The organism is Veillonella caviae, from assembly GCF_003992125.1.
GTDB classification, from domain to species: domain Bacteria; phylum Bacillota; class Negativicutes; order Veillonellales; family Veillonellaceae; genus Veillonella; species Veillonella caviae.
Window position 1 is genome coordinate 1 of record NZ_RQUY01000050.1, and the last position, 560, is coordinate 560.

The following is a 560-nucleotide window of genomic DNA, read 5'->3' on the forward strand; positions in this document are numbered from 1 at the left end:
TTACTGAGTGCATCGCCTTTTTAAATTGTTTAGTAATTTTTAAATGGTGGACAAAAGGTGTTGGTAAAAAGTTTGAAAAGCCTTGCTATTACTAGCTAGAATAGTGTTTTAAATTTCTAAAGATTTATTTTTTAGGAGGAACACTTTTATGAAGCAAGTTAGATGTCCAAATTGTGGCTTTTTTTGTCAAAAGTATGGGAAAACACGTTATGATTCGCAACGTTGGCATTGTAAGCAATGTAAATTTACCTTTACCAATAGCTATGATAAGACTGTTCAATCATTTAAATCATTTTTAACGTGGTTGTTTAGTAAGGGGACGCAAAGGGGGATGGTTGGTCAAGGTCGCTCTTTTCGGAGACATACTGCTATGTTTTGGGAATATTGGGCATTGCCACCTAAGGTTGAGATGCCAAGTAAGGTTATTTATGTAGATGGCATTTACTTAGCTAGAAAGGCATGTATACTGATTGCTTGTAATGATACATATGTATTAGGTTGGTATTTGTGTAGATATGAGAATGCTAGAGCGTGGGAAGCTTTATTAAACCGTATAGCAG

The 560-nt window shown here is 35.0% G+C and carries 1 protein-coding gene; it reads left to right on the plus strand.

All coding sequences use genetic code 11. The annotated features are described in order from the left end of the window. Positions 1–148 precede the first annotated feature (148 nt). A partial coding sequence (locus tag EO120_RS09095; protein ID WP_164725745.1) for an IS1/IS1595 family N-terminal zinc-binding domain-containing protein occupies positions 149–560 on the plus strand: 412 nt, incomplete at its 3' end.